Origin of the sequence: Streptomyces liliifuscus, from assembly GCF_016598615.1 — a bacterium.
In the GTDB taxonomy this organism is placed as follows: domain Bacteria; phylum Actinomycetota; class Actinomycetes; order Streptomycetales; family Streptomycetaceae; genus Streptomyces; species Streptomyces liliifuscus.
Genome location: NZ_CP066831.1, coordinates 5,187,933 through 5,207,308 on the forward strand (window position 1 = coordinate 5,187,933; position 19,376 = coordinate 5,207,308).

A 19,376-nucleotide genomic window follows, 5' to 3' on the forward strand; every position below is an offset into this window, starting at 1 on the left:
AATCGGGCTGCCGACCCCAAATCGAATTGAATTCGGGCACGCCGAATTCGCCCCGTTGGGGAGATCGTGCTGATGGTTTGGTGTGCCGCTTCTGCGGCGGAGGTGCTCCCGCAGAACCGTTACGGCCCCGTGGCAACTCGAAGAACCTTACGGATCGGCGAGGGGAGTGTCAAGTCTCCCCCGGGCGGCCATCCGGCAAACCAGCGGCGGGCAGGAAGTCCGAGCCGGGGCCGAGCCCCAACTCGGGCCTCAGTCAAGGTCGGTGAGCCGGCCACCGGCGTCCGGCTGCGCGTGCTCCACGCGGCGCAGCAGCCGGGTCAGCACCTCGCCCAGGACGCCGCGCTCATCCGGGGAGAGGTCCTGGAGCAGGTCCTCCTCGAAGACGGAGGCGAGGCGCATGGCCGCCAGCCACTTCGAGCGCCCCTCTTCGGTGAGCTCGACGATGACGCGTACGCGGTTGGACTCGTCGCGTTCCCGGGTGACCAGGCCCTCCGCGACCATGCGGTCGATGCGGTGGGTCATGGCGGCCGGGGTGAGGCCGAGGCGCTTGGCGAGGTCGCTCGGGCCCATTCGGTAGGGGGCGCCGGAGAGGACGAGGGCCTTGAGGACCTCCCACTCGGCGTTGCTCATGCCGAGGGTGGCGGTCTGGCGGCCGTAGGCGACGTTCATGCGGCGGTTCAGGCGGCCCAGCGCCGAGACGATCTTCTCGACCTGGGGGTCGAGGTCCTGGAATTCGCGCTGGTAGGCGGCGATCTGTTCTTCGATCGTCGGCTCGCTGACGCGGGGGGTGTCACCCATGGCCGCAGTATGGCACGCGCTCGCTTGGCGTTGAAGTCCTTCGGGATGTACTGTTTAGATCCTAACTTTAGCTTCGAAGTCTTCACCTCTAACTCCTGAGGCAGACGTAAGACTTCTCCTACCAAGGCAGGTGAAAGTGACCAGGGCGATGGGCGCTGAGATGCGCCGGATCCATGTGGGCAACGCACTCAGCGCGTTCGGGCTCGGCTTTACCGTCCCGTATCTGTACGTCTATGTGGCGCAGGTACGGGATCTTGGTGCGATGACGGCGGGGCTCGTGCTCGCCGTCTTCGCCGTGGCCGCGCTCGTGGTGCTGCCGTTCGCCGGGCGGGCCATCGTCCGCCGGGGCCCGCTGCCGGTGCTGCTCGCCGCCCTGGTCACCGCCGCCGTCGGAGCGCTGAGCCTCGGGCTCGCGAGCAGTTCGACGACCGTGCTGCTGTCCGCGGCGGCGCTCGGTGCCGGTCAGGCAGTGATGCAGCCGGCGCTCGCGACGATGATCGTGGACTTCTCGTCGGCCGAGACGCGGTCGCGGGCCTTCGCCACTCAGTTCTTCCTGCAGAACCTCGGGCTCGGGGTCGGCGGGCTCATCGGCGGTCATCTCGTCGACGCCTCACGGGCGAGCTCGTTCACACTCCTGTTCTCGATCGAGGCGGCGATGTTCCTGCTGCTCGCCGTGGTCATGGTGACCGTACGGATGCCGCGTACGGCCAAGGTCGAGGGTGCTCCGGGTGAGGCCAGGGGCAGCTGGAAGCAGTTGCTCGGCAATCGGGCCATGGTGCAGCTGTGTGTGGTCGGCTTCGTGCTGTTCTTCGCCTGCTACGGGCAGTTCGAGTCGGGGCTGAGTGCGTACGGCGTCGAGGCTGCGGGGATCTCCACGTCCGCGCTCGGGACCGCGCTTGCCGCGAACACGGCGATGATCGTGGTCGCCCAGTTCGCCGTGCTGCGGTTCGTCGAGCGGCGGAAGCGGTCCCGGGTGATCGCCGCTGTCGGGCTGATCTGGGCCTTCGCCTGGGTCGTCGCCGGTTACGCGGGGCTCGGGCACGCCAGCCAGACCATGGCGACGGCAGCGTTCGTGTCGACGTACGCGCTGTTCGGGCTCGGGGAGGCGATGCTGTCGCCGACCGTGGCGCCGCTGGTCGCGGATCTGGCGCCGAGCGGGATGGCGGGGCAGTACAACTCCGCCTTCGCCCTGGTGAAGCAGCTGGCGCTCGCGGTCGGTCCCGCGGTGGGCGGGCCCATGGGGGCCTCGCTGCATGCTCCGTACGTCGTGACGTTCCTGCTGTTCTCGCTGGGGATCACGTTCCTGGCGGTGCGGCTGGGGAAGCAGCTCACTCCCCTGCAGAATCAGCCGTCGCTGGCCAAGAGCCGGGTCGTGGCGCGGGGCGGGGCTTCGGCCGAGGCTGTGCAGACCGCGGCCTGACGGGCGTACGAAGCCGAGAAACAGAGGACGGCCGTCACCACTGATGTGGTGGCGGCCGTCCTGCTGTTTGCGTGGCGGTGCTCAGTGGATGGCTGTCACCAGGGTGGACGTGAACGGGAGCGTTGCCGTGCCGTCGGGGTTCGCCTGGTCGGTGAGGGTCGCGGCCACCGCTTCGGCGGCCTGTGTGAGGGCTTCCGGGCCGCCCGCGTCCTCGATGGCCTGGCCCCAGGGGACGGCGGAGAGGTGGCCGCGGGCGAAGGCGGCGAGCCGGGGCAGGGTGATGCCGAAGGTGACGTCATGACTGACCACGTCGTGGAAGCCCGCGGCGGTCAGTGCGGCCGTGAGGCGTTCGGCGGGGCAGGAGAAGGCCATCGCGAAGTGCGCCTCGGCCTCCGGGCCGCCGTACTCGGTGATGGCGCGGTGGTGGGCCACGAAGTACGGGGAGCGGTCCCAGGAAGCCCAGGCGGTGGCGGCGTACCGGCCGCCGACGCGCAGGACTCTGGAAGCCTCGACGAGGGCCGCGCCGAGGTCGGGGAAGAACTGGACGCCCTGCTGACAGAGGACGGCGTCGAACGTGTCGTCCGGGTGGGGGAGGTGGTCGGCGGGGGCCACTTCGAACTCGATGTCCGGGTACATGCGGGGTGCCTTGGCGGCGGCGACCTTGAGCATGGCCTCGTTGAAGTCGGCGGCCGCGACATGGCCCGTGGGGCCGACCCGGGCGGCTGCCGCGCGGGCCACGAAGCCGGTGCCGGAGGCCACGTCGAGGACCTGGTGGCCCGGACACAGGTCCACGGCGTCGAGCAGCGCCTCGACGAACGGCGCCATGATCGGTGCGCTGTACTCCTCGTAGCGCTCGGGAGCGCTGCCTTTGAGCTGAAAGCCCGTTTCGTCTGCCTGGGGTGAGCTAGCCATGGGTGAGCTACTAGCACCGCTGGGCGGGTCCGACCAGATGGCGCGCGGCTCCTGGGTCGGATGGTGCACGGCTCAGGCGTCAGGTGGTGCGCTGCTTCGGGGTCAGGTCGTGCGCGGGAGTGCGAACTCGCACCACACCGCCTTGCCGCCGCCCGGGGTGCGGCGGGAGCCCCAGTTCGAGGCGATGGTGGCGACGATCGCGATCCCCCGGCCGGACTCGTCGGCCGGCTCCGCGCGGCGGCGGCGCGGGAGGTGGTCGTCGCCGTCGGTGACCTCGACGATGAGGCGCCGGTCCGTGCGGCGGAGTCTGAGGCGCATCGGCGGGGTGCCGTGCTGGAGGGAGTTGGCGACGAGCTCGCTCGCGGCCAGTACGCCGAGATCGTGCAGGTCGGTCGGGAAGCGCCAGCTGGTGAGGACGCCGGAGGCGAAGGCACGCGCGCGCGGGGCCGCTTCGACCCCGCCCAGCAGTTCCAGGGCGGCGTTGCGGAAGAGCTCGCTGTCCGGTCCCGTACGGGCGGGGTGCTGAAGGACCAGGACGGCCACGTCGTCGTCGTGGTCGGCCGTCACGCCCGCCGAGCGGACCAGGCGGTCGCAGACCACCTGGGGGGTGCCCGTGGCGCCGGCGAGGGCGCGCTCCAGGGACGCGATGCCCTCGTCCAGGTCGGCGTCGCGGCGCTCGACCAGGCCATCGGTGTAGAGCACGGCGGTGGAGCCGGGGCCGAGGGGGATCGAGCCGGAGGCGTGCATCCAGCCGCCCGTGCCGAGCGGGGGGCCGGTGGGTTCGTCGGCGCGCAGGACCGTGCCGCTCTCGTCGCGGACGAGGATCGGGAGGTGGCCGGCCGAGGCGTACACCAGCCGGCCCTCGTTCGGGTCGTGGACCGCGTACGCGCAGGTGGCGATCTGGTTGGCGTCGATCTCCATGGCGAGGCCGTCCAGGAGCTGGAGGACCTCGTGCGGGGGCAGGTCGAGGCGGGCGTACGCCCGGACGGCCGTGCGGAGCTGGCCCATGACGGCTGCCGCGCGGACGCCGCGGCCCATGACGTCGCCGATGACGAGGGCGGTGCGGCCGCCGCCGAGGGTGATCACGTCGTACCAGTCGCCGCCGACCGCGGCCTCCGTGCCACCGGGGTGGTAGGTGGCGGCGACGCGCAGGTCGTCGGGCTCTTCGAGCTCCTGGGGCAGCAGGGAGCGCTGGAGGGTGACGGCGGTCTCGCGCTGCCGGCGCTCGCTGGCGCGCAGCCGCTCGGCGGCCTCGGCGTGGTCGGTGACGTCGGCGGCGAAGATCAGTACGCCACCCCCTTCGGGGGTGGCAGCTGCGTCGACGGGGACCGGGGTGCACGTGAACGTGTACGAGCGGCCGCCGGGGGCCTTGCGGGACTTGACCGTGCGGGGCTTGGAGCTGCGCAGGACCTGGTCGAGGAGCGGCAGCAGGCCGATCTCGGCCAGCTCGGGCAGCGCGACGCGCGCGGGCTCGCCGGCCGGGCGGACGCCGAAGGCCGCCACATAGGCGTCGTTCACATACGCGAGGCGGTGGTCCGGGCCCTGCACCAGGGCGACGAGGGCCGGGATGCGGTCGAGGACCTCGCGGACCGGCAGCTCGTCGACGGCGGGCAGGAGCGCGGCGTCGGACAGCCGCTCGGCGCGTGCCGCGGGCACGGAGCCCTCCGAAGGGAGCGCCGTCGGCGAATCCTCGGTCCGCGCTGCCGCGCGGCGCTGCGTTCCGGGGAGCCGGGCGCTCCAGCGCGTGAAGTTCACAGTGGGACAGGCCTCGTGGGTTTGAAGGGCGAGCGGTCGGCCCGCCCATGGTGTGGACCAGTGTGTCCGACCGGACCGACATCCGTCAGACGCGGGCGCGGCCGGTGGAGTTCCTGGGTCCGGTCAGGACGACCCCTTCGGGTTCTGAGGAGGCTTTCCACCGGCCGCGAGTTCGAACTCCGCACGGGGATGTTCGAGCGAACCGAGGGAGACGATCTCCCTCTTGAAGAGCCCCGACAGGATCCATTCGGCGAGCACGCGGGCCTTGCGGTTGAAGGTGGGCACCCTGCTCAGGTGGTAGACGCGGTGCATGAACCAGGCAGGGTAGCCCTTCAGCTTGCGCCCGTAGACGAACGCGACGCCCTTGTGCAGTCCCAGGGAGGCGACCGAGCCGACGTACTTGTGCGCGTACGTCCCCAGGGGCTCGCCGCGCAGGGAGCGGGCGATGTTGTCGGCGAGGACCTTGGCCTGGCGCACGGCGTGCTGGGCGTTGGGGGCGGTCTCCGTGCCGGGCTCGGCGGTGACGTCCGGGACGGCTGCGGCGTCTCCCGCGGCCCACGCGTGCGTGGTGCCGTCGACGGTCAGCTGGGCGGTGCACTTCAGGCGGCCGCGTTCGTTCAGCGGGAGGTCGGTGGCCGCGAGGACGGGGTGCGGTTTCACGCCTGCGGTCCACACGACCGTACGGGTCGGGAAGCGCGCCCCGTCACTGAGGACGGCGACGCGGTCCGCGCAGGAGTCGAGGCGGGTCTCCAGGCGTACGTCGATGTTGCGGCGGCGCAGCTGGGTGACCGTGTACTTGCCCATGTCCTCGCCGACCTCGGGGAGGATGCGGTTCGAGGCCTCGACGAGGATCCACTTCATGTCGTCGGGCTTGACGTTGTGGTAGTAGCGCGCGGCGTAGCGGGCCATGTCCTCCAGCTCGCCGAGTGCCTCCACTCCCGCGTAGCCGCCGCCCACGAAGACGAAGGTCAGGGCGGCGTCGCGGATCGCGGGGTCTCGGGTGGAGGAGGCGATGTCCATCTGCTCGATGACGTGGTTGCGCAGCCCGATGGCCTCTTCGACGGTCTTGAAGCCGATGGCGTACTCGGCGAGCCCGGGGATCGGGAGGGTCCGTGAGACGGATCCGGGGGCCAGCACGAGTTCGTCGTACGTGATCTGCTCGGGGCCCGTGCCCTCCTCCTCGGTGGCGAGGGTGGTGAGGGTCGCGGTGCGCTTGGCGTGGTCGATGGACGCGGCCTCGCCGATGACGACCCGGCACTGGTCGAGTACACGGCGCAGCGGCACGACGACATGGCGCGGTGAGATCGAGCCCGCGGCGGCCTCGGGCAGGAACGGCTGATAGGTCATGTACGGGTCGGGCGTCACCACGACGATTTCCACGTCGCCCCGCCTCAGCTCGGGTTTCAGCTTCCGCTGGAGCCCGAGAGCGGTGTACATCCCGACGTAGCCGCCGCCGACAACGAGAATGCGCGCACGTTCCTTCACTCACCCATGACGCACCGGCTACGGGAGTTTGTCCACAGGCCCGTCAATTTGTGTGACCGGGCGCCTGAGACGCGCACGGTTGGCCGATTTGCCGGAGTGCGGGGAAGCTTCGCAGGTCAGCGGGTGTGAGCGGGGTGGAAGTAGGGGGCGCAACCGGGACGTATGCGGCCCGTAGTCCGATCGGGGGGCGCTCCGTGCGGAACCTGCCCCTTCTGAATTGACCCCCACTCAACTATGTTCGTGTGTCATCGGGGTGTAGGGGGATGCGCTCGACGGGTCCGTGCGGCGATACCGCGCGGCGAAGGCTGTTCCGCTCGCTCCGGCTGTCAATGGCGGGGAGAGTCTCCGGGGGGAGACGTCATTACCGGGGGAACACATATGCACATTCAGGATTCTCAATGGTCTTCCGCGTCTGCCATCGGGGCGGGCGGCGCGATCAGTGCGGCGGCATCGAACGGACGCGGCGTGGGGGACCCGTCGCGCACGACGCCACTGCGCGTGGACGCACAGCGCAATCTGGAGCACGTACTTCGCGCGGCCCGTGAGGTCTTCGGCGAGCTGGGGTACGGCGCGCCGATGGAGGACGTGGCGCGGCGCGCCCGCGTCGGTGTCGGCACGGTGTACCGGCGCTTCCCGAGCAAGGACGTCCTGGTCCGGCGGATAGCCGAGGAGGAGACCTCCCGGCTGACCGACCAGGCGCGCTCGGCGCTGGGTCAGGAGGACGAGCCGTGGTCGGCGCTCTCGCGCTTCCTGCGGACGTCGGTGGCCTCGGGTGCCGGGCGGCTGCTGCCTCCGCAGATCCTGCGGGTGGGCGTCGGTGACGAGGGGGCCGAGGGCACGGTCCTCGACGAGACGCGGGTGCCGCAGCAGCGGTCCCAGCCGCTCTCGCCCGAGCTGCGGCTCGTGGAGCAGCGGCCTGCTCCTCTGCAGGAGACCGTGGAGGTCGTGTCGATCGAGGACGACGCCGGCGCTGCGCAGCTGCTGGAGGTCGTGGGCCGGCTCGTGGATCGGGCGCGGGCGGCGGGCGAGCTGCGTCCGGATGTCACGGTGTCGGATGTGCTGCTGGTGATCGCGACGGCGGCGCCGTCCTTGCCGGATGCGGCTCAGCAGGCTGCGGCTTCGGCTCGGTTGCTGGACATCCTGCTGGAAGGGCTTCGGTCGCGGCCGGCGTAACGCCCAAGGGCGCGGGTACGGGTGCCTCCGGCTGGGGATGCGTGTGGGTTCGTTGTCGGGTGCGGGGTCGCGGGGGCTTGTCGCGCAGTTCCCCGCGCCCCTGATGAGGCGCGCTTTTGTCAACCTGCCTGGCGGGGAAGGCGGTTGAGTCTTCCCCGTTCGGGTGAACGGTAGTGCTGTGGTTCGGCAAGTCTCCACGGACGAGTGGTTGGTCCGTTCCTCCGGGTAACAGCGGTCGGTCCGTGTGGCACTCTTTCCCGGTGTTCGGGTCCGAGTGTGCAGGCGGGGGCTTTCCGCGATGAGCGTTGACGGGCGGGACGAGTCACCCGGTGAGGGTGGCGCGGAGGCCGGTGGGCTGCCGTCGCCGCAGGTGCCGAGCCAGGGCGGCCGGGCGAAGGGCACCCCCTCGGGATCCCCGGAGGCCGTTCCGCCGCAGCGGGACCGGCGCGAGTGGCACGACAGCGGCGTACTGCCGCCTCCGATCGAGTTGCCGCCCGCCGACGCCGAGCTGATCGAGCGGATGCGCTCGGGCGACGACACCGCGTACGAGGAGCTGTTCCGGCGCCACGCGGACGCCGTCCGCCGGTACGCGCGCACCTGCTGCCGGGACGCCCACACCGCGGACGACCTCACGGCCGAGGTCTTCGCCCGCATGCTCCAGGCCGTACGCGGCGGGCGCGGCCCCGAGCACGCCGTACGCGCCTATCTGCTGACGACCGTACGACGTGTCGCGGCGAGCTGGACCAAGTCGGCGAGGCGCGAGCAGCTGGTCGACGACTTCGCCGTGTTCGCGGCACAGTCCGCGCGCGGCTCCGAGGTGTCCGACGACGACACGCTGGACCTGGGCGCCGACGTCCGGGCGATGCACGAGGCCGAGCAGTCGATGGCCATGCAGGCGTTCCGGTCGCTGCCGGAGCGGTGGCAGGCCGTGCTCTGGCACACCGAGGTCGAGGACGAGTCGCCGAGCGAGGTCGCCACGCTCTTCGGGCTGGACGCCAACGGCACGCGCGTCCTTGCCAGTCGGGCCCGCGAGGGCCTCAAGCAGGCGTATCTCCAGGCCCATGTGAGCGTCACGCTCACCTCCGACGAGGAGTGCGCGCGCTATGCCGACCGGCTCGGCGCGTACGCCCGCGGCGGATTGCGCACGCGTGCCGAGCGCGGGCTGCGCAAGCACCTGGAGGAGTGCGCCAAGTGCCGGCTAGCCGCCGGTCAGATCAAGGAAGTCGCCAGCGGGATTCCCGCGGTCGTACCGATCGCCGTCATCGGCTGGTTCGGTGCCGCCGGGTACGCGAAGGCGGTCGCCCTCATCGCGGGCGGGGCGGGCGCGGGTGCGGCCGGTGCCGCGGGGGCCGCGTCGGCGGCGGGCGGCAGCTCCGGAGGTGCCGGCGCCGGTGGCGGGGCAGCGGCCGAGGGACTCGGGGCGCCCGTGAAGGCGGGTATCGCGGCCGGTGTAGTCGCTGCGGCCGTCGCCGTGGTGGCGCTCGCGCTGTCCGGTGACGAGGTGAAGCCCAAGGATCCCGTGGCCAAGCCGGAGCCGTCCCCGCCCGTCGTCGAACCGCGCGTACCGTCCCCGTCGCCGAAACCCCCGAAGGCGGAGCCCGCGCCGAACCGGCCGGTGCCGATCGTGGCGCCCTCGCCGCGTCCTACGCCGAGCCCCACCCCGACGCCCGCTCCCACGCCCAGTCCCACCCCGAAACCGACTCCCCCGCCGGAGCCGACACCCAAGCCCACGCCTCCACCGGCTCCGAAGCCTCCCCCTCCGCCCGCTCCCCCGGCGGTCTTCCAGTGGAACCAGCTGGAGTACGGCGTCACCGGCGACGGCACCGAGCCCGAGATGCGGCTCGGCGAGAGCAGCTGGGTCTGGCAGCGGTACGGCATGTCGATCGCGGACACGTCGTACGCGAACGGGGTCACCGTCCACGGCGCCTCCTCGGTCACCATCGATCTCAACCGCACGTGTTCCTCGTACGACGCGGTGGTCGGTGTCGACGACATGACGATGGGGCTCGGTCAGGTGCGGTTCTCCGTCTTCGCGGACGGGGCCCGGATGTGGCAGTCGGGGCTGGTGCAGGGCGGTCATCGCGCGGTGCCCGTGCATGTGGATCTGACCGGCAGGAAAACGATCCGCCTGGTCGTCGAGCCGCATTCGCCCTTCGACTCGGTGGCGTTGGCGGACTGGGCGGATTCACGGTTCCGGTGCCAGTGAGGTCCCGCGGCTCCGCCGACGCGACCGGCCTCCTGCGCCGGTGACCGGTGCCGGTGACCCGGGCCGGTGTCAGCGGCGATCGCTGTCCGTGGTGGCGGCCGTGGCTGCCACGGTGGCCGTGACCGCTGCCTCGACGAGCTCTTTCAGGATGTCGTCCGGGGTGAGGGTCGCGCCGATGCGCCGCTCGGTGTCGTACGCCGGCCGGCCCAGACGGGACAGGGCGACTGCCTCGATGCGGTCGAACTCCTGGCTGTAGGGCAACGGACGGGGGTGGCCCTGGCGCCATCGGGAGCCCGCAGCGAGGAACCGGACCACGCGCACGTGGTCGTCGATGTCGCTGAGGACGCCCGCCGCCCGCTCGGTCAGCGTGGCGAGGACCACCTCCGAGCACCGCGCGGACGTGGCCTCGCGCAGCGTGTCGGCCAGTTTGCGCAGCCCGTCCCCGGGACTCGCCTCGACCGCGGTGAGCAGCGCGCCGAGGCCGTTCAGCGCGGCGAGGAACTGAGCCGGCGGTGTGCCACGGTCCATCTCCGTGCGGGCCGCCTCGTGCAGTTCGCGGGCCCGTACGAAGTCCTGGTCGTCGAAGGCCATCTGCGACCGCATGAGAAGGACGAACGCCCTTGAGTCCGGCACCGCGTAGCGATCGGCCGCGGCCGTCGCCTCGTTCAGCGCGGCCAGAGCCTCGGCCCGGTCCCCCACGTAGTAGGCGATCTCACCGAGGCGGGCGATGAGGAACGGCGTCTCCACATACGCCCCCACCTCGACCGCGAGCCGCATGGCTTCCTCGAACTCGCTCTTCGCCTCGTCGAAACGGCTGCGGGCCATGGCCGCCTCGCCGCCCGCGCTGCTCACCTGGGCGAGCATCCAGCGGTCCCCCGTGCGCCGGGCGACGGCCCGCAGTTCCGCGAGGGTCTCGTCGACGCCATCCATACCACCGGGGCTGTCCACGGCCACATGGACGCGGAACAGGAGGGCCGCGCCGATCTCCCAGTCACCGCCGTGCTCCCGGCAGTTGGCCAGTGACCTCTCCATGTCGTCGCGGATGCCTTCGGTGTTGCCGAGAACGAACGCCATCAGCGGCCAGATGATGCCGGGGAACCGCGCCGCGTCCGGACCGCCCCGCGCCATGGTGGCCCGCACGACCCTGGCGTACTCCTGCGTCCGCTCGTCGTTCAGCGGGACCTGGCCGAGCTCCGCCCGCAGGAAGAGATCCAGCACGCGCAGTTTCATGCGGGTCCGGTGCGAGGGGTGCCCCTTCTCGGCCTCGGGGTCGGCGAGGTAGGCCTCCACGGGGTCGACGGAGTCGAGGTCGGGAAGCCCTTCCGGGGTATGTCGCCGGGAGGGGTCTCGGAGCTCGGAGGAGCCGGAGGCGTCGGAGGTCCCGGAGGCGTCGCAGGAGCCGGAAGTCTCGAAGGTGCCGGCGGAGTGTCTGTCGAGTGCCGTGCCCAGGCGCAGGACCTGGTCCGCCCAGGTCGCGCCCTCCCGGCGGAAGTTGCGCAGCCACCAGAACCAGCCCATGGCGAGGACGATGGAGCCCAACTCCGGCTCGTCGGCGGCGACGAGGGCCCGGTGGAGTGCCGCACGGATGTTGTCCAGGTCGGACTCCAGGCGGCCGATCCACCGGAGCTGGTCGGCGGACCGCAGGAGCGGATCGGCCTCCTCGACCAGCGCGCGGACCCACGCGCGGTGCCGGCGCTCGGCCGTGGCACGCAGCTCGGGGGTCTCGGCGGCGCGCTCCGCGGCGTACTCGTGGATCGTCTCCAGCATGCGGTAGCGCATGCCGCTGATTCCTCGGCCGCAAGGCGTCGCGACGACCAGGGACTTGTCGACGAGCGCGCCGACGATCTCGGCCACGGGTCCGGTGCACACGGCCTCGGCGGCGTCCAGGTCCCAGCCGCCCGCGAAGACGGAGAGCTCGCGCAGGACGGTCCGCTCTGGCTCGTCGAGCAGGTCCCAGGACCAGTCGACGACCGCGCGCAGGGTCTGCTGGCGGGGCAGCGCCGTGCGGCTGCCGGAGGTGAGGAGGCGGAAACGGTCGTCGAGACGGTCGGCGATCTGGCGCGGGGTGAGCATGCGCAGTCGGGCGGCGGCCAGCTCGATGGCCAGGGGCAGGCCGTCGAGGCGGCGGCAGATCTCGTCGACGGCGGCGGGGTCGTGGCTGACGTCTGCGTCCGGGTACGCCGCGACCGCGCGCTCCGTGAAGAGGCGGTGCGCCGGGTCGGGGAGCAGGGGCTCGACCGGGCGCACGGACTCGCCGGGCACGCCCAGGGGTTCGCGGCTGGTGGCGAGGATCGTGAGGCGCGGGCAGTGGGTGAGGAGGGTCTCGGCGAGCTCGGCCGCGGCGCCGATCACATGTTCGCAGTTGTCAAGGATCAGGAGCTGGCTGCGCGGGGCGCAGTACTCGATGAGCAGGGCGACCGGGTCGTCCTGCTGCACTGTCATCTCGTGGGTCTTCAGCACGGTCTCGCGCAGACCGAGGGCACTGACGACCGCGCCTGTCACCGCCTCGGGCCGGTCGAGCGGGGCGAGCTCGGCCAGCCATGCCTGTGGATGCCCGGCGGCGGCTTCCTCGGCGAGGCGGGTCTTGCCTGATCCGCCCGGTCCCGTGAGGGTGACGAGTCGGACCCTGTGCAATTCGGAACGGATGGCGTCGAGTTCGGGTTCCCGGCCCACGAAGGAATTCAGGCGGGGGCGGATGTTGCCGGTGCGGTCGGCTCTTGAGGGGGTGGTGGGGGTGTACGGGCTCGGGGTGGCGGCCGGGGCCGCCGGCCGAGGGGTCAGCAGTTGCCCGTGCAGGGCTCGGAGTTCCGGGCCCGGGTCCGTGCCGAGGCCGTCCGCCAGGCCCCGGCGGGCGCTCTCGTACGCGGCCAGGGCGTCCGCCGTGCGGCCCGTGTCGCGCAGGGCCCTGATGAGGAGGGCGTGCAGGGGTTCGTCGTACGGGTGGGTCTCGGTGAGTTCCCTCAGCTCCGGTACGGCGTCGTGGGCGTGGCCGTTGCGCAGGTCCGCCTCCACGCGCGCGCGTGTCGCCTCCTGGCGGAGGGATTCCGGGCGGGTCGCGGCCGTCGTACGGTCCGGGAGGTCGGCCAGGGCCGGGCCGCGCCACAGGTCGAGTGCCTCGCGTAGGGTGCGGGCCGCTGTCTCCGGGGTTTCGTCCAGTTGTGCCCTGCCCTCGCGGACCAGGCGTTCGAAGACGAACAGGTCCACGTCCTCGGGGGTGGTGGCGAGGCGGTAGCCGCCGGGCTCCGAGGTGATCGCGTCCTTGCCGAGGGCTCGGCGTAGGCGGGCTACGAGGGCCTGGAGTGCGGCGGGGGCGGCGTGTGAGGGGCTGTCCGGCCACACCTCGTCGATGAGGGTCTCCGGAGACGTGCTTCGGCCTGCTCGCAGGGCCATCGCCGTCAGGAGCGCGCGGAGGCGGGGGCCGCCCAGGGGCACGTCCTTGCCCTGGGCGTCCGTCGCCTGGGTGACGCCCAGGATTCTGTACCGCACGGGCCCATTGTCACCGGTCCCTCCTGGCAGGGCCGACTTTTTCGCCCCCGCCGCCCCTACCCATTCCCGTCTCTTACTCAGGGGCTCCGCCCCCGAACCCCCGTTGCGCAGTTCCCCGCGCCCCTGAGGTATTTCAGCCTCTCCGGCGTTTGAGGAGCGGGGGTTCGGGGGCTGGCCCCCGAACGGGAAGGGAATGGGTGGGGGCGGCGGGGGCGAAAGAATCCCCGCTACCCCCTCCGCGCCCCCGCCCCCAAAGCCCCCTGCTGAGGCCGAATCCCCGCCGGGACGGCCCGCTGCCTCGCGGGCGTCCCCGTCCAGCACGTCCCCCGGCGGTCCAGCAGCCGGCGGAGCCAGAGCTCAAGGGACACCAAATCCGCGAGGCCTTCCAGGGGAAGGGCCTCTCCGTCGGCCGCCGCCCGGAGGGCCTTGCGGACGACCCGGGCCTCGACCAGGCCCGCCTGGGCGAGGAGAGGCGTGTCGAAGAGGGAGACGAGGTCGTCCACGGCGACCCGGAGCCCCGTACGGGCCGCGGCCGTGGAGGACGCGTGGGACGGGGCGCCCCAGCCGGGCGGCAGGTCCGCCACACCGGCGCCCTCAAGGACCGTACGGAGGATCGCGGCCCGCGCCCCGGGCTGCACCCGCAGCGCCTCGGGAAGGGCGCGACAGGCCCGTACGACCTGGTTGTCGAGGAACGGGGCGTGCAGCCGCTGGAAGCGGACCTCCGCGGCCTGTTCCAGGATCCGGAGGTCCGAGGCGTGCCGCGCCAAGGCCGAGCGCGCGCGGAAATCGCCCGGCCGCTGCCCCGGACCGACCCCGCCCCGGGTCGTCGCACCCGCCAGGCGAACCGATACTTCAGCGAGGGCCTCACCGGTGAGCCAGCGCGCGGCGGGCCCCGGTCTGGCCCACGTGAGCGCGGCGAGCGACGCCCCCACGGCACCTCCCGGCTCCTCGAACCGCTTGTGCAGCAGCCGGTCGGCGAGTCCCTCTATACCGACGAGATAGGGCGTACGGGACAGCTTGCGCGCCGCGCCGTACACGCGCGCGGGGACCATGACGGAACCGTCGGCCTTCGCCAACGCAGCGACGGGGCGCACCAGATGACGTCGTTTGCGGTCCATCAGCAGGTCGGCGAGGCGGGCCGGGTGCGCGTCGAGGACCTGACGCGCGCCGTACCCGGTGAAGTGGTCCGCGCTGCCCGAGGCCAGGCGCGCGCGGTGCCGGGCGGCCGTCACCAGGGAGGGTCCCGGCTCGTCCGTCAGCGGGCCCTCCAACTCGGCGTAGGGGAGGACCTCTTCGCCGCCCGCGACGACCACGTGATGCAGTCGCGGATTGGCCGCCAGCGTCCCCGCCCGCTCCAGTTCGGCCTCGCGGCCCTTCACCGCCAGGTCGTTGAACGTGACCGCGAGGAGGCGTTCGCCGGCACCCGTGCCGTGGCCCAGGACGGTGCCCGGCGCACCCGGGAGGCCGGCGGCGAGGAGGGCGAGGGTGCCCGAGGCGGGTCCTCCGGAGAGGTCGGCTCCGATGCCGGGCACGGGCATGCCGCGCGCGGCGCGCCGCTCGGCGGGGCCCATGCCGGGGACGGGACCGGGGTCTATGTCCGACCCGGGTACGTGCCTCGGGGCGGCGAGTCGTGCGCGTACGGCCTCGACCAGGGCGTCGCGTACGGCGTTCACCGCGCTGTCGGGGTCGGTGGTGGGGGCGGCGACGGCGAGGGAGGCCACCTGCTCGTACCCGGCGATCTCGCGTGCGCCCGCGCGCAGGATCAGCGCATGCCCCGGCGGAATGCGCCGCACTCCCTCGTACGGAGTCGAGTCCTGGAGCGCGGCCGGGACGTCGGGAGCGGCGAGCAGGGCCGCCAGGTGCCCGAAGTCGAGGTTGGCCTCGATGAGGTCGGCGAGGGGGAGGGCCGCGGTCGAGTACGCCGTGCCGCCCGCCCAGGGGGTGTAGAACACCGGCCTGACGCCTGCCAGATCGCCGCAGACCATGAGGCGGCGGCCCACCTGGACGACGGCCGTGTAGCTGCCGGACCAGGCCGTCAGATGCCGAAGTGCCCCTCCGCGCGCGGCGAACAGGCCCACCCGCAACTCTTCGTCGGAGGCTCCGCAGGTGCCGAGCACCGCCATGCGGTTCTGTTCGTCGGCCTTGACGACGCGCACCTCGTCGGGGCGCCAGTCACCGACCGCCCAGAGCGGATCGGGGTCGCCCCACAGGAGTTGGGACCCCACCGGGTGCACCGTCTCGCCGTCGCTGCCCGTCGCTCCCGCCGAACCGATCTCGGGCGCACGAGCGGCGGTACTGCTCCATCCCACCAACCACCGCATCGCCGCCTCCACAGGCTGTGGACAACCAGTGCACCGTACGAACCGGTCACCATGCTGCCACGAAGAATGCGCGTCGGAGGGCCGGTGCGGCCGCTTGTGCTCCCCGGAGTGCGCCCCTGGGAGATGCCCGCGAAAAAGCGAACGCACGCGCGACGAGCGGCGATCGCACAGAATTTACTCAAGGACGACGACGTGAATGCGCCCCCGGTACGCTCCCCAAAAACACCTAACGCGCCCTCAAGTGCCATGGTGGGAGGGGTATTTGACCTCGAAAGGCATGGGCGATATTCAGCCAAATCGGTGATGGACGAACACGCGTGCACACGCTCCGTACATGCTGTGCGCAACGCACAGTCCGGGAGGCGGAGTCCGCCTCCCGGACCGGTCCGCCGCCCGCGGGGATGGAGGCGGCGGTGTCCCCCAGCCCACTGGATCCAGTACAGCGGGCCGACCCACGCACGATCCATGGAAGCGCTCCCCCGATGGCCGGAGAAGAGCGCACGGACGGGCGCACAGCCACACAGCGGGAGCACGAGACGACGCTCTGTGCTTGCCCACGGGCCACAATCCCGCCATCCGGAACAATGCCCCTTAACGCTTGGGATGCGGCGAACTACCCTGTGTTTGCCTGTGTTTTCGCGGGAGGCATATTCCTGAGGGCTCGGCCACGTGCTTTTGCGGGTGGGGTTCCAGGGGTTGGCGCCCGGGAAGACGCAGCACGAATGCCGCTGGGCCACCACCCGCGCGGCAGCCGTCTGTGTCGAGGGGTGGCGCATGTCCAGGGAGCAACGCGGGCCGAACGAAAAACTCGGCGCCGTTCTCGCCCTCGCGGGAATCAGCAACGCAGGACTCGCCCGACGCGTCAACGATCTTGGCGCTCAACGCGGGTTGACTCTTCGCTACGACAAGACGTCGGTGGCGCGCTGGGTGTCGAAAGGCATGGTGCCGCAGGGTGCCGCGCCGCACCTCATCGCTGCCGCCATCGGCCAGAAGCTCGGCCGCCCGGTCCCACTCCACGAGATCGGCCTGGCGGACGCGGATCCCGCACCGGAAGTGGGCCTCGCCTTCCCCCGTGACGTAGGACAGGCCGTGCGGTCGGCCACGGATCTCTACCGTCTCGATCTCGCCGGACGCCGGGCCGGCTCCGGCGGCATCTGGCAGTCGCTCGCCGGATCATTCGCAGTGAGCGCATACGCAACTCCCGCGTCCCGGTGGCTGATAACCCCGGCCGACAGCTCGGTGGCAAGGGACGCCAGCCCGCTGGAGGGCTCCGGAGCACCGCTGAAAGTCGGCCACAGCGACGTACAGAAGCTGCGGGAGGCCGCCGAGGACGCCAGGCGCTGGGACTCCAAGTACGGAGGCGGCGACTGGCGTTCGTCCATGGTGCCGGAATGCTTACGAGTCGAGGCCGCACCCCTGCTGCTGGGCTCGTACTCGGACGAGGTCGGCCGTGCCCTCTTCGGGGCCAGCGCCGAACTCACCCGCCTGGCCGGCTGGATGGCGTTCGACACGGGCCAGCAGGAGGCCGCCCAGCGCTACTACATCCAGGCCCTGCGCCTGGCCCGCGCAGCGGCCGACGTGCCCCTCGGGGGCTACGTACTGGCCTCCATGTCCCTCCAGGCGACCTACCGCGGCTTCGGCGACGAGGGCGTCGACCTCGCCCAGGCCGCCCTGGAGCGCAACCGGGGCCTGGCCACCGCCCGCACGATGAGCTTCTTCCGCCTCGTCGAGGCACGGGCCCACGCGCGCGCGGGTGACGCCCAGGCGGCCGGCGGAGCCCTGAAGGCCGCCGAGGGCTGGCTGGAGCGGGCCCGTGACGGCGACCACGATCCGTCCTGGCTCGGCTTCTACGGCTACGACCGCTTCGCCGCCGACGCGGCCGAGTGCTACCGCGACCTCAAGGCCCCCCGCCAGGTCCGCCGCTTCACGGAGCAGGCCCTGTCGAAGCCGACGGAGGAGTTCGTACGCTCACACGGGCTGCGCCTGGTGGTGTCGGCGGTCGCCGAGCTCGAGTCGGGCAACCTCGATGCGGCGTGCGAGCAGGGGGTGCGGGCGGTGGAGGTCGCCGGGCGCATCTCGTCGGCCCGCACGACCGAGTACGTGAAGGATCTCCTTCACCGCCTTGAGCCGTACGGGGACGAGCCGCGGGTGGTGGAGCTGCGCGAGCGGGCCAGGCCGTTGCTCATGGCACCGGCCTAGTGGGAAGGCCCCCTTGGCGCCTGCGGGGCTGGGGTGGTCCTGGGGGTGCGGGTTGGGTGTGGCTGGTCGCGCAGTTCCCCGCGCCCCTGAAGGGGCGCGCCCCGCTTCACCGGCGCCATGAAGGTGATCGGGACAACGCGCCTCCGCTGACGTGACCGGGACCATCCGCCTCCGTTGACGGGACCGGGACCGGAACCACGCGTCTTTCCCTCGGCCCTGCCATTCTGTGGGTTTGAGCGGGTTGTCAGTGGCGCAGTGCACTATCGGGGGTGGGAGTCGGAGGCTGGAGGTGGGGCGGGCAGATGGGGCGGAAGGTCGCTTACGACTGTGACGTGCTGGTGATCGGCGGCGGAATCGTCGGTCTGTCGACGGCGTATGCGATCACGCGTGCCGCGCCGGGCACGCGGGTCACGGTGCTGGAGAAGGAACCGGGCCCTGCCCGGCACCAGACAGGGCGCAACAGCGGCGTCATCCACAGCGGGATCTACTACCGCCCGGGCTCACTCAAAGCCCGCTTCGCCGTGCGGGGCGCCGCCGAGATGGTGAAGTTCTGCGCGGAGTACGGCATCGCCCACGCCGTCACCGGCAAGCTGATCGTCGCCACGGAGCGCGAAGAGCTGCCCCGCCTGCACGCACTGGTCCAGCGAGGCCGGGAGAACGGCATTCCGGTCCGCGAGCTGGGCGCCTCCCAGATCGCGGAGTACGAGCCCGAGGTGCGGGGCCTGGCCGCGATCCACGTGGCCACAACAGGCGTGTGCGACTTCGTGGGCGTGGCCCGCCAACTCGCGGAGGCGTCCGGCGCCCACATCCGCTACACCGCGGAGGTCACACACATCGACCGCCGCCCGGACCTCGGAGTGGCAGTCCGCACCCAGGACGGCACGATCATCCGCGCCCGGGTCCTGGTCAACTGCGCCGGCCTCCACTGCGACAGAATCGCCCGCCTGGCGGGCGACGACCCCAAAATGCGGATCGTCCCCTTCAGAGGCGAGTACTACACCCTGGCCCGCCCCGCCCTGGTGAACGGCCTCGTCTATCCCGTCCCGGACCCGGCCTTCCCCTTCCTCGGCGTCCACCTCACCCGGGGCATCGACGGAAGCGTCCACATCGGCCCCAACGCGGTCCCGGCCCTGGCCCGAGAGGGCTACGACTGGCGGACCGTACGCCCCCGCGAGCTGGCAGAGACCCTCACCTGGCCAGGTTCCTGGCGCATAGCCCGCCGACACTGGCGCTACGGAGCCGGCGAAGTACACCGCTCGGCGTCGAAGCACGCTTTCACCAAGGCAGTCCGCCGCCTGCTCCCGGCCGCCACCCCCGACGACCTGATCCCCTCGACCGCAGGCGTCCGAGCCCAGGCAGTCCTGAGAGACGGCACCCTCCTGGACGACTTCCTGATCCAGGAATCCCCCCGCACGGTCCACGTACTGAACGCCCCCTCCCCCGCAGCCACAGCCTCCCTCCCCATCGGCCGAGAGGTGGCGGCCCGAGCCCTCAAGTCAATGACAACCACCTGAGCCCAGGGCGAATCGCACAGCGGGTAGGGACCCACGAACGGAAGGGGCCGTGCCGGTACGTCGAAGTCCGCCGCATACGGCTCCTCCAAAAAACGGATCCCTCCCAG

At 71.9% G+C, this 19,376-nt stretch carries 11 protein-coding genes; 5 read left to right on the forward strand and 6 right to left on the reverse strand.

Annotated elements, in window-relative coordinates:
• Positions 1-249: 249 nt before the first annotated feature.
• Positions 250-798, reverse strand: coding sequence for a MarR family winged helix-turn-helix transcriptional regulator (locus JEQ17_RS50510; RefSeq protein WP_200396823.1), 549 nt, complete (start codon positions 796-798; stop codon positions 250-252).
• 148 nt (positions 799-946) lie between these two features.
• On the opposite strand from JEQ17_RS50510, the gene JEQ17_RS22000 reads away from it, so the two are divergent.
• Positions 947-2,218, forward strand: a complete 1,272-nt coding sequence (locus tag JEQ17_RS22000) for an MFS transporter (protein ID WP_200396824.1) — start codon at positions 947-949, stop codon at positions 2,216-2,218.
• A gap of 81 nt (positions 2,219-2,299) precedes the next feature.
• Here JEQ17_RS22000 and JEQ17_RS22005 read toward each other — a convergent pair whose 3' ends face one another.
• The 3 genes from JEQ17_RS22005 to JEQ17_RS22015 all read right to left on the reverse strand — a co-directional run bounded on the left by JEQ17_RS22005 (position 2,300) and on the right by JEQ17_RS22015 (position 6,370).
• The gene (locus JEQ17_RS22005) at positions 2,300-3,130 is read right to left on the reverse strand and encodes a class I SAM-dependent methyltransferase (protein ID WP_234048314.1); all 831 of its coding nucleotides are present in this window, start codon (positions 3,128-3,130) and stop codon (positions 2,300-2,302) included.
• Between the two features lie 102 nt (positions 3,131-3,232).
• Positions 3,233-4,885: an ATP-binding SpoIIE family protein phosphatase gene (locus JEQ17_RS22010; protein WP_200396825.1), complete on the reverse strand. Its 1,653-nt coding sequence runs from the start codon at positions 4,883-4,885 to the stop codon at positions 3,233-3,235.
• Between the two features lie 123 nt (positions 4,886-5,008).
• A complete protein-coding gene (locus JEQ17_RS22015; RefSeq protein WP_200396826.1) occupies positions 5,009-6,370 on the reverse strand; it encodes an NAD(P)/FAD-dependent oxidoreductase in 1,362 nt (453 codons plus the stop codon).
• Between the two features lie 378 nt (positions 6,371-6,748).
• Between JEQ17_RS22015 and JEQ17_RS22020 the strand changes: the two genes are divergently transcribed.
• On the forward strand, positions 6,749-7,543 hold the full coding sequence (locus tag JEQ17_RS22020; protein WP_200396827.1) for a TetR/AcrR family transcriptional regulator: 795 nt from the start codon (positions 6,749-6,751) through the stop codon (positions 7,541-7,543).
• A 298-nt stretch (positions 7,544-7,841) separates the two neighbouring features.
• Positions 7,842-9,749, forward strand: a complete 1,908-nt coding sequence (locus JEQ17_RS22025; protein ID WP_200396828.1) for a sigma-70 family RNA polymerase sigma factor — start codon at positions 7,842-7,844, stop codon at positions 9,747-9,749.
• Between the two features lie 69 nt (positions 9,750-9,818).
• Here the strand turns inward: JEQ17_RS22025 and JEQ17_RS22030 are convergent, their stop codons facing one another.
• Together JEQ17_RS22030 and JEQ17_RS22035 are read right to left on the reverse strand one after the other, a co-directional pair.
• Complete coding sequence (locus JEQ17_RS22030; RefSeq protein WP_200396829.1) at positions 9,819-13,235, reverse strand: BTAD domain-containing putative transcriptional regulator; 3,417 nt, start codon at positions 13,233-13,235, stop codon at positions 9,819-9,821.
• Between the two features lie 227 nt (positions 13,236-13,462).
• Entirely contained in the window at positions 13,463-15,556 is a 2,094-nt protein-coding gene (locus JEQ17_RS22035) for an asparagine synthase-related protein (protein WP_200396830.1), read from the reverse strand.
• Between the two features lie 774 nt (positions 15,557-16,330).
• Between JEQ17_RS22035 and JEQ17_RS22040 the strand changes: the two genes are divergently transcribed.
• Together JEQ17_RS22040 and lhgO are read left to right on the forward strand one after the other, a co-directional pair.
• Positions 16,331-17,755: an MFS transporter gene (locus JEQ17_RS22040; RefSeq protein ID WP_143643663.1), complete on the forward strand. Its 1,425-nt coding sequence runs from the start codon at positions 16,331-16,333 to the stop codon at positions 17,753-17,755.
• A gap of 302 nt (positions 17,756-18,057) precedes the next feature.
• On the forward strand, positions 18,058-19,269 hold the full coding sequence (lhgO, locus tag JEQ17_RS22045; RefSeq protein WP_200396831.1) for an L-2-hydroxyglutarate oxidase: 1,212 nt from the start codon (positions 18,058-18,060) through the stop codon (positions 19,267-19,269).
• The last annotated feature ends 107 nt before the right edge of the window (positions 19,270-19,376 follow it).

Excerpts from the sequence above, each read along its gene's own strand:
- JEQ17_RS22000 (WP_200396824.1), top strand. The coding sequence starts at position 947 with ATGGGCGCTGAGATGCGCCGGATCCATGTGGGCAACGCACTCAGCGCG.
- JEQ17_RS50510 (WP_200396823.1), bottom strand. The coding sequence starts at position 798 with ATGGGTGACACCCCCCGCGTCAGCGAGCCGACGATCGAAGAACAGATC.
- JEQ17_RS22005 (WP_234048314.1), bottom strand. The coding sequence starts at position 3,130 with ATGGCTAGCTCACCCCAGGCAGACGAAACGGGCTTTCAGCTCAAAGGC.
- lhgO (WP_200396831.1), top strand. The coding sequence starts at position 18,058 with ATGGGGCGGAAGGTCGCTTACGACTGTGACGTGCTGGTGATCGGCGGC.
- JEQ17_RS22040 (WP_143643663.1), top strand. The coding sequence starts at position 16,331 with ATGTCCAGGGAGCAACGCGGGCCGAACGAAAAACTCGGCGCCGTTCTC.
- JEQ17_RS22025 (WP_200396828.1), top strand. The coding sequence starts at position 7,842 with ATGAGCGTTGACGGGCGGGACGAGTCACCCGGTGAGGGTGGCGCGGAG.
- JEQ17_RS22035 (WP_200396830.1), bottom strand. The coding sequence starts at position 15,556 with ATGCGGTGGTTGGTGGGATGGAGCAGTACCGCCGCTCGTGCGCCCGAG.
- JEQ17_RS22020 (WP_200396827.1), top strand. The coding sequence starts at position 6,749 with ATGCACATTCAGGATTCTCAATGGTCTTCCGCGTCTGCCATCGGGGCG.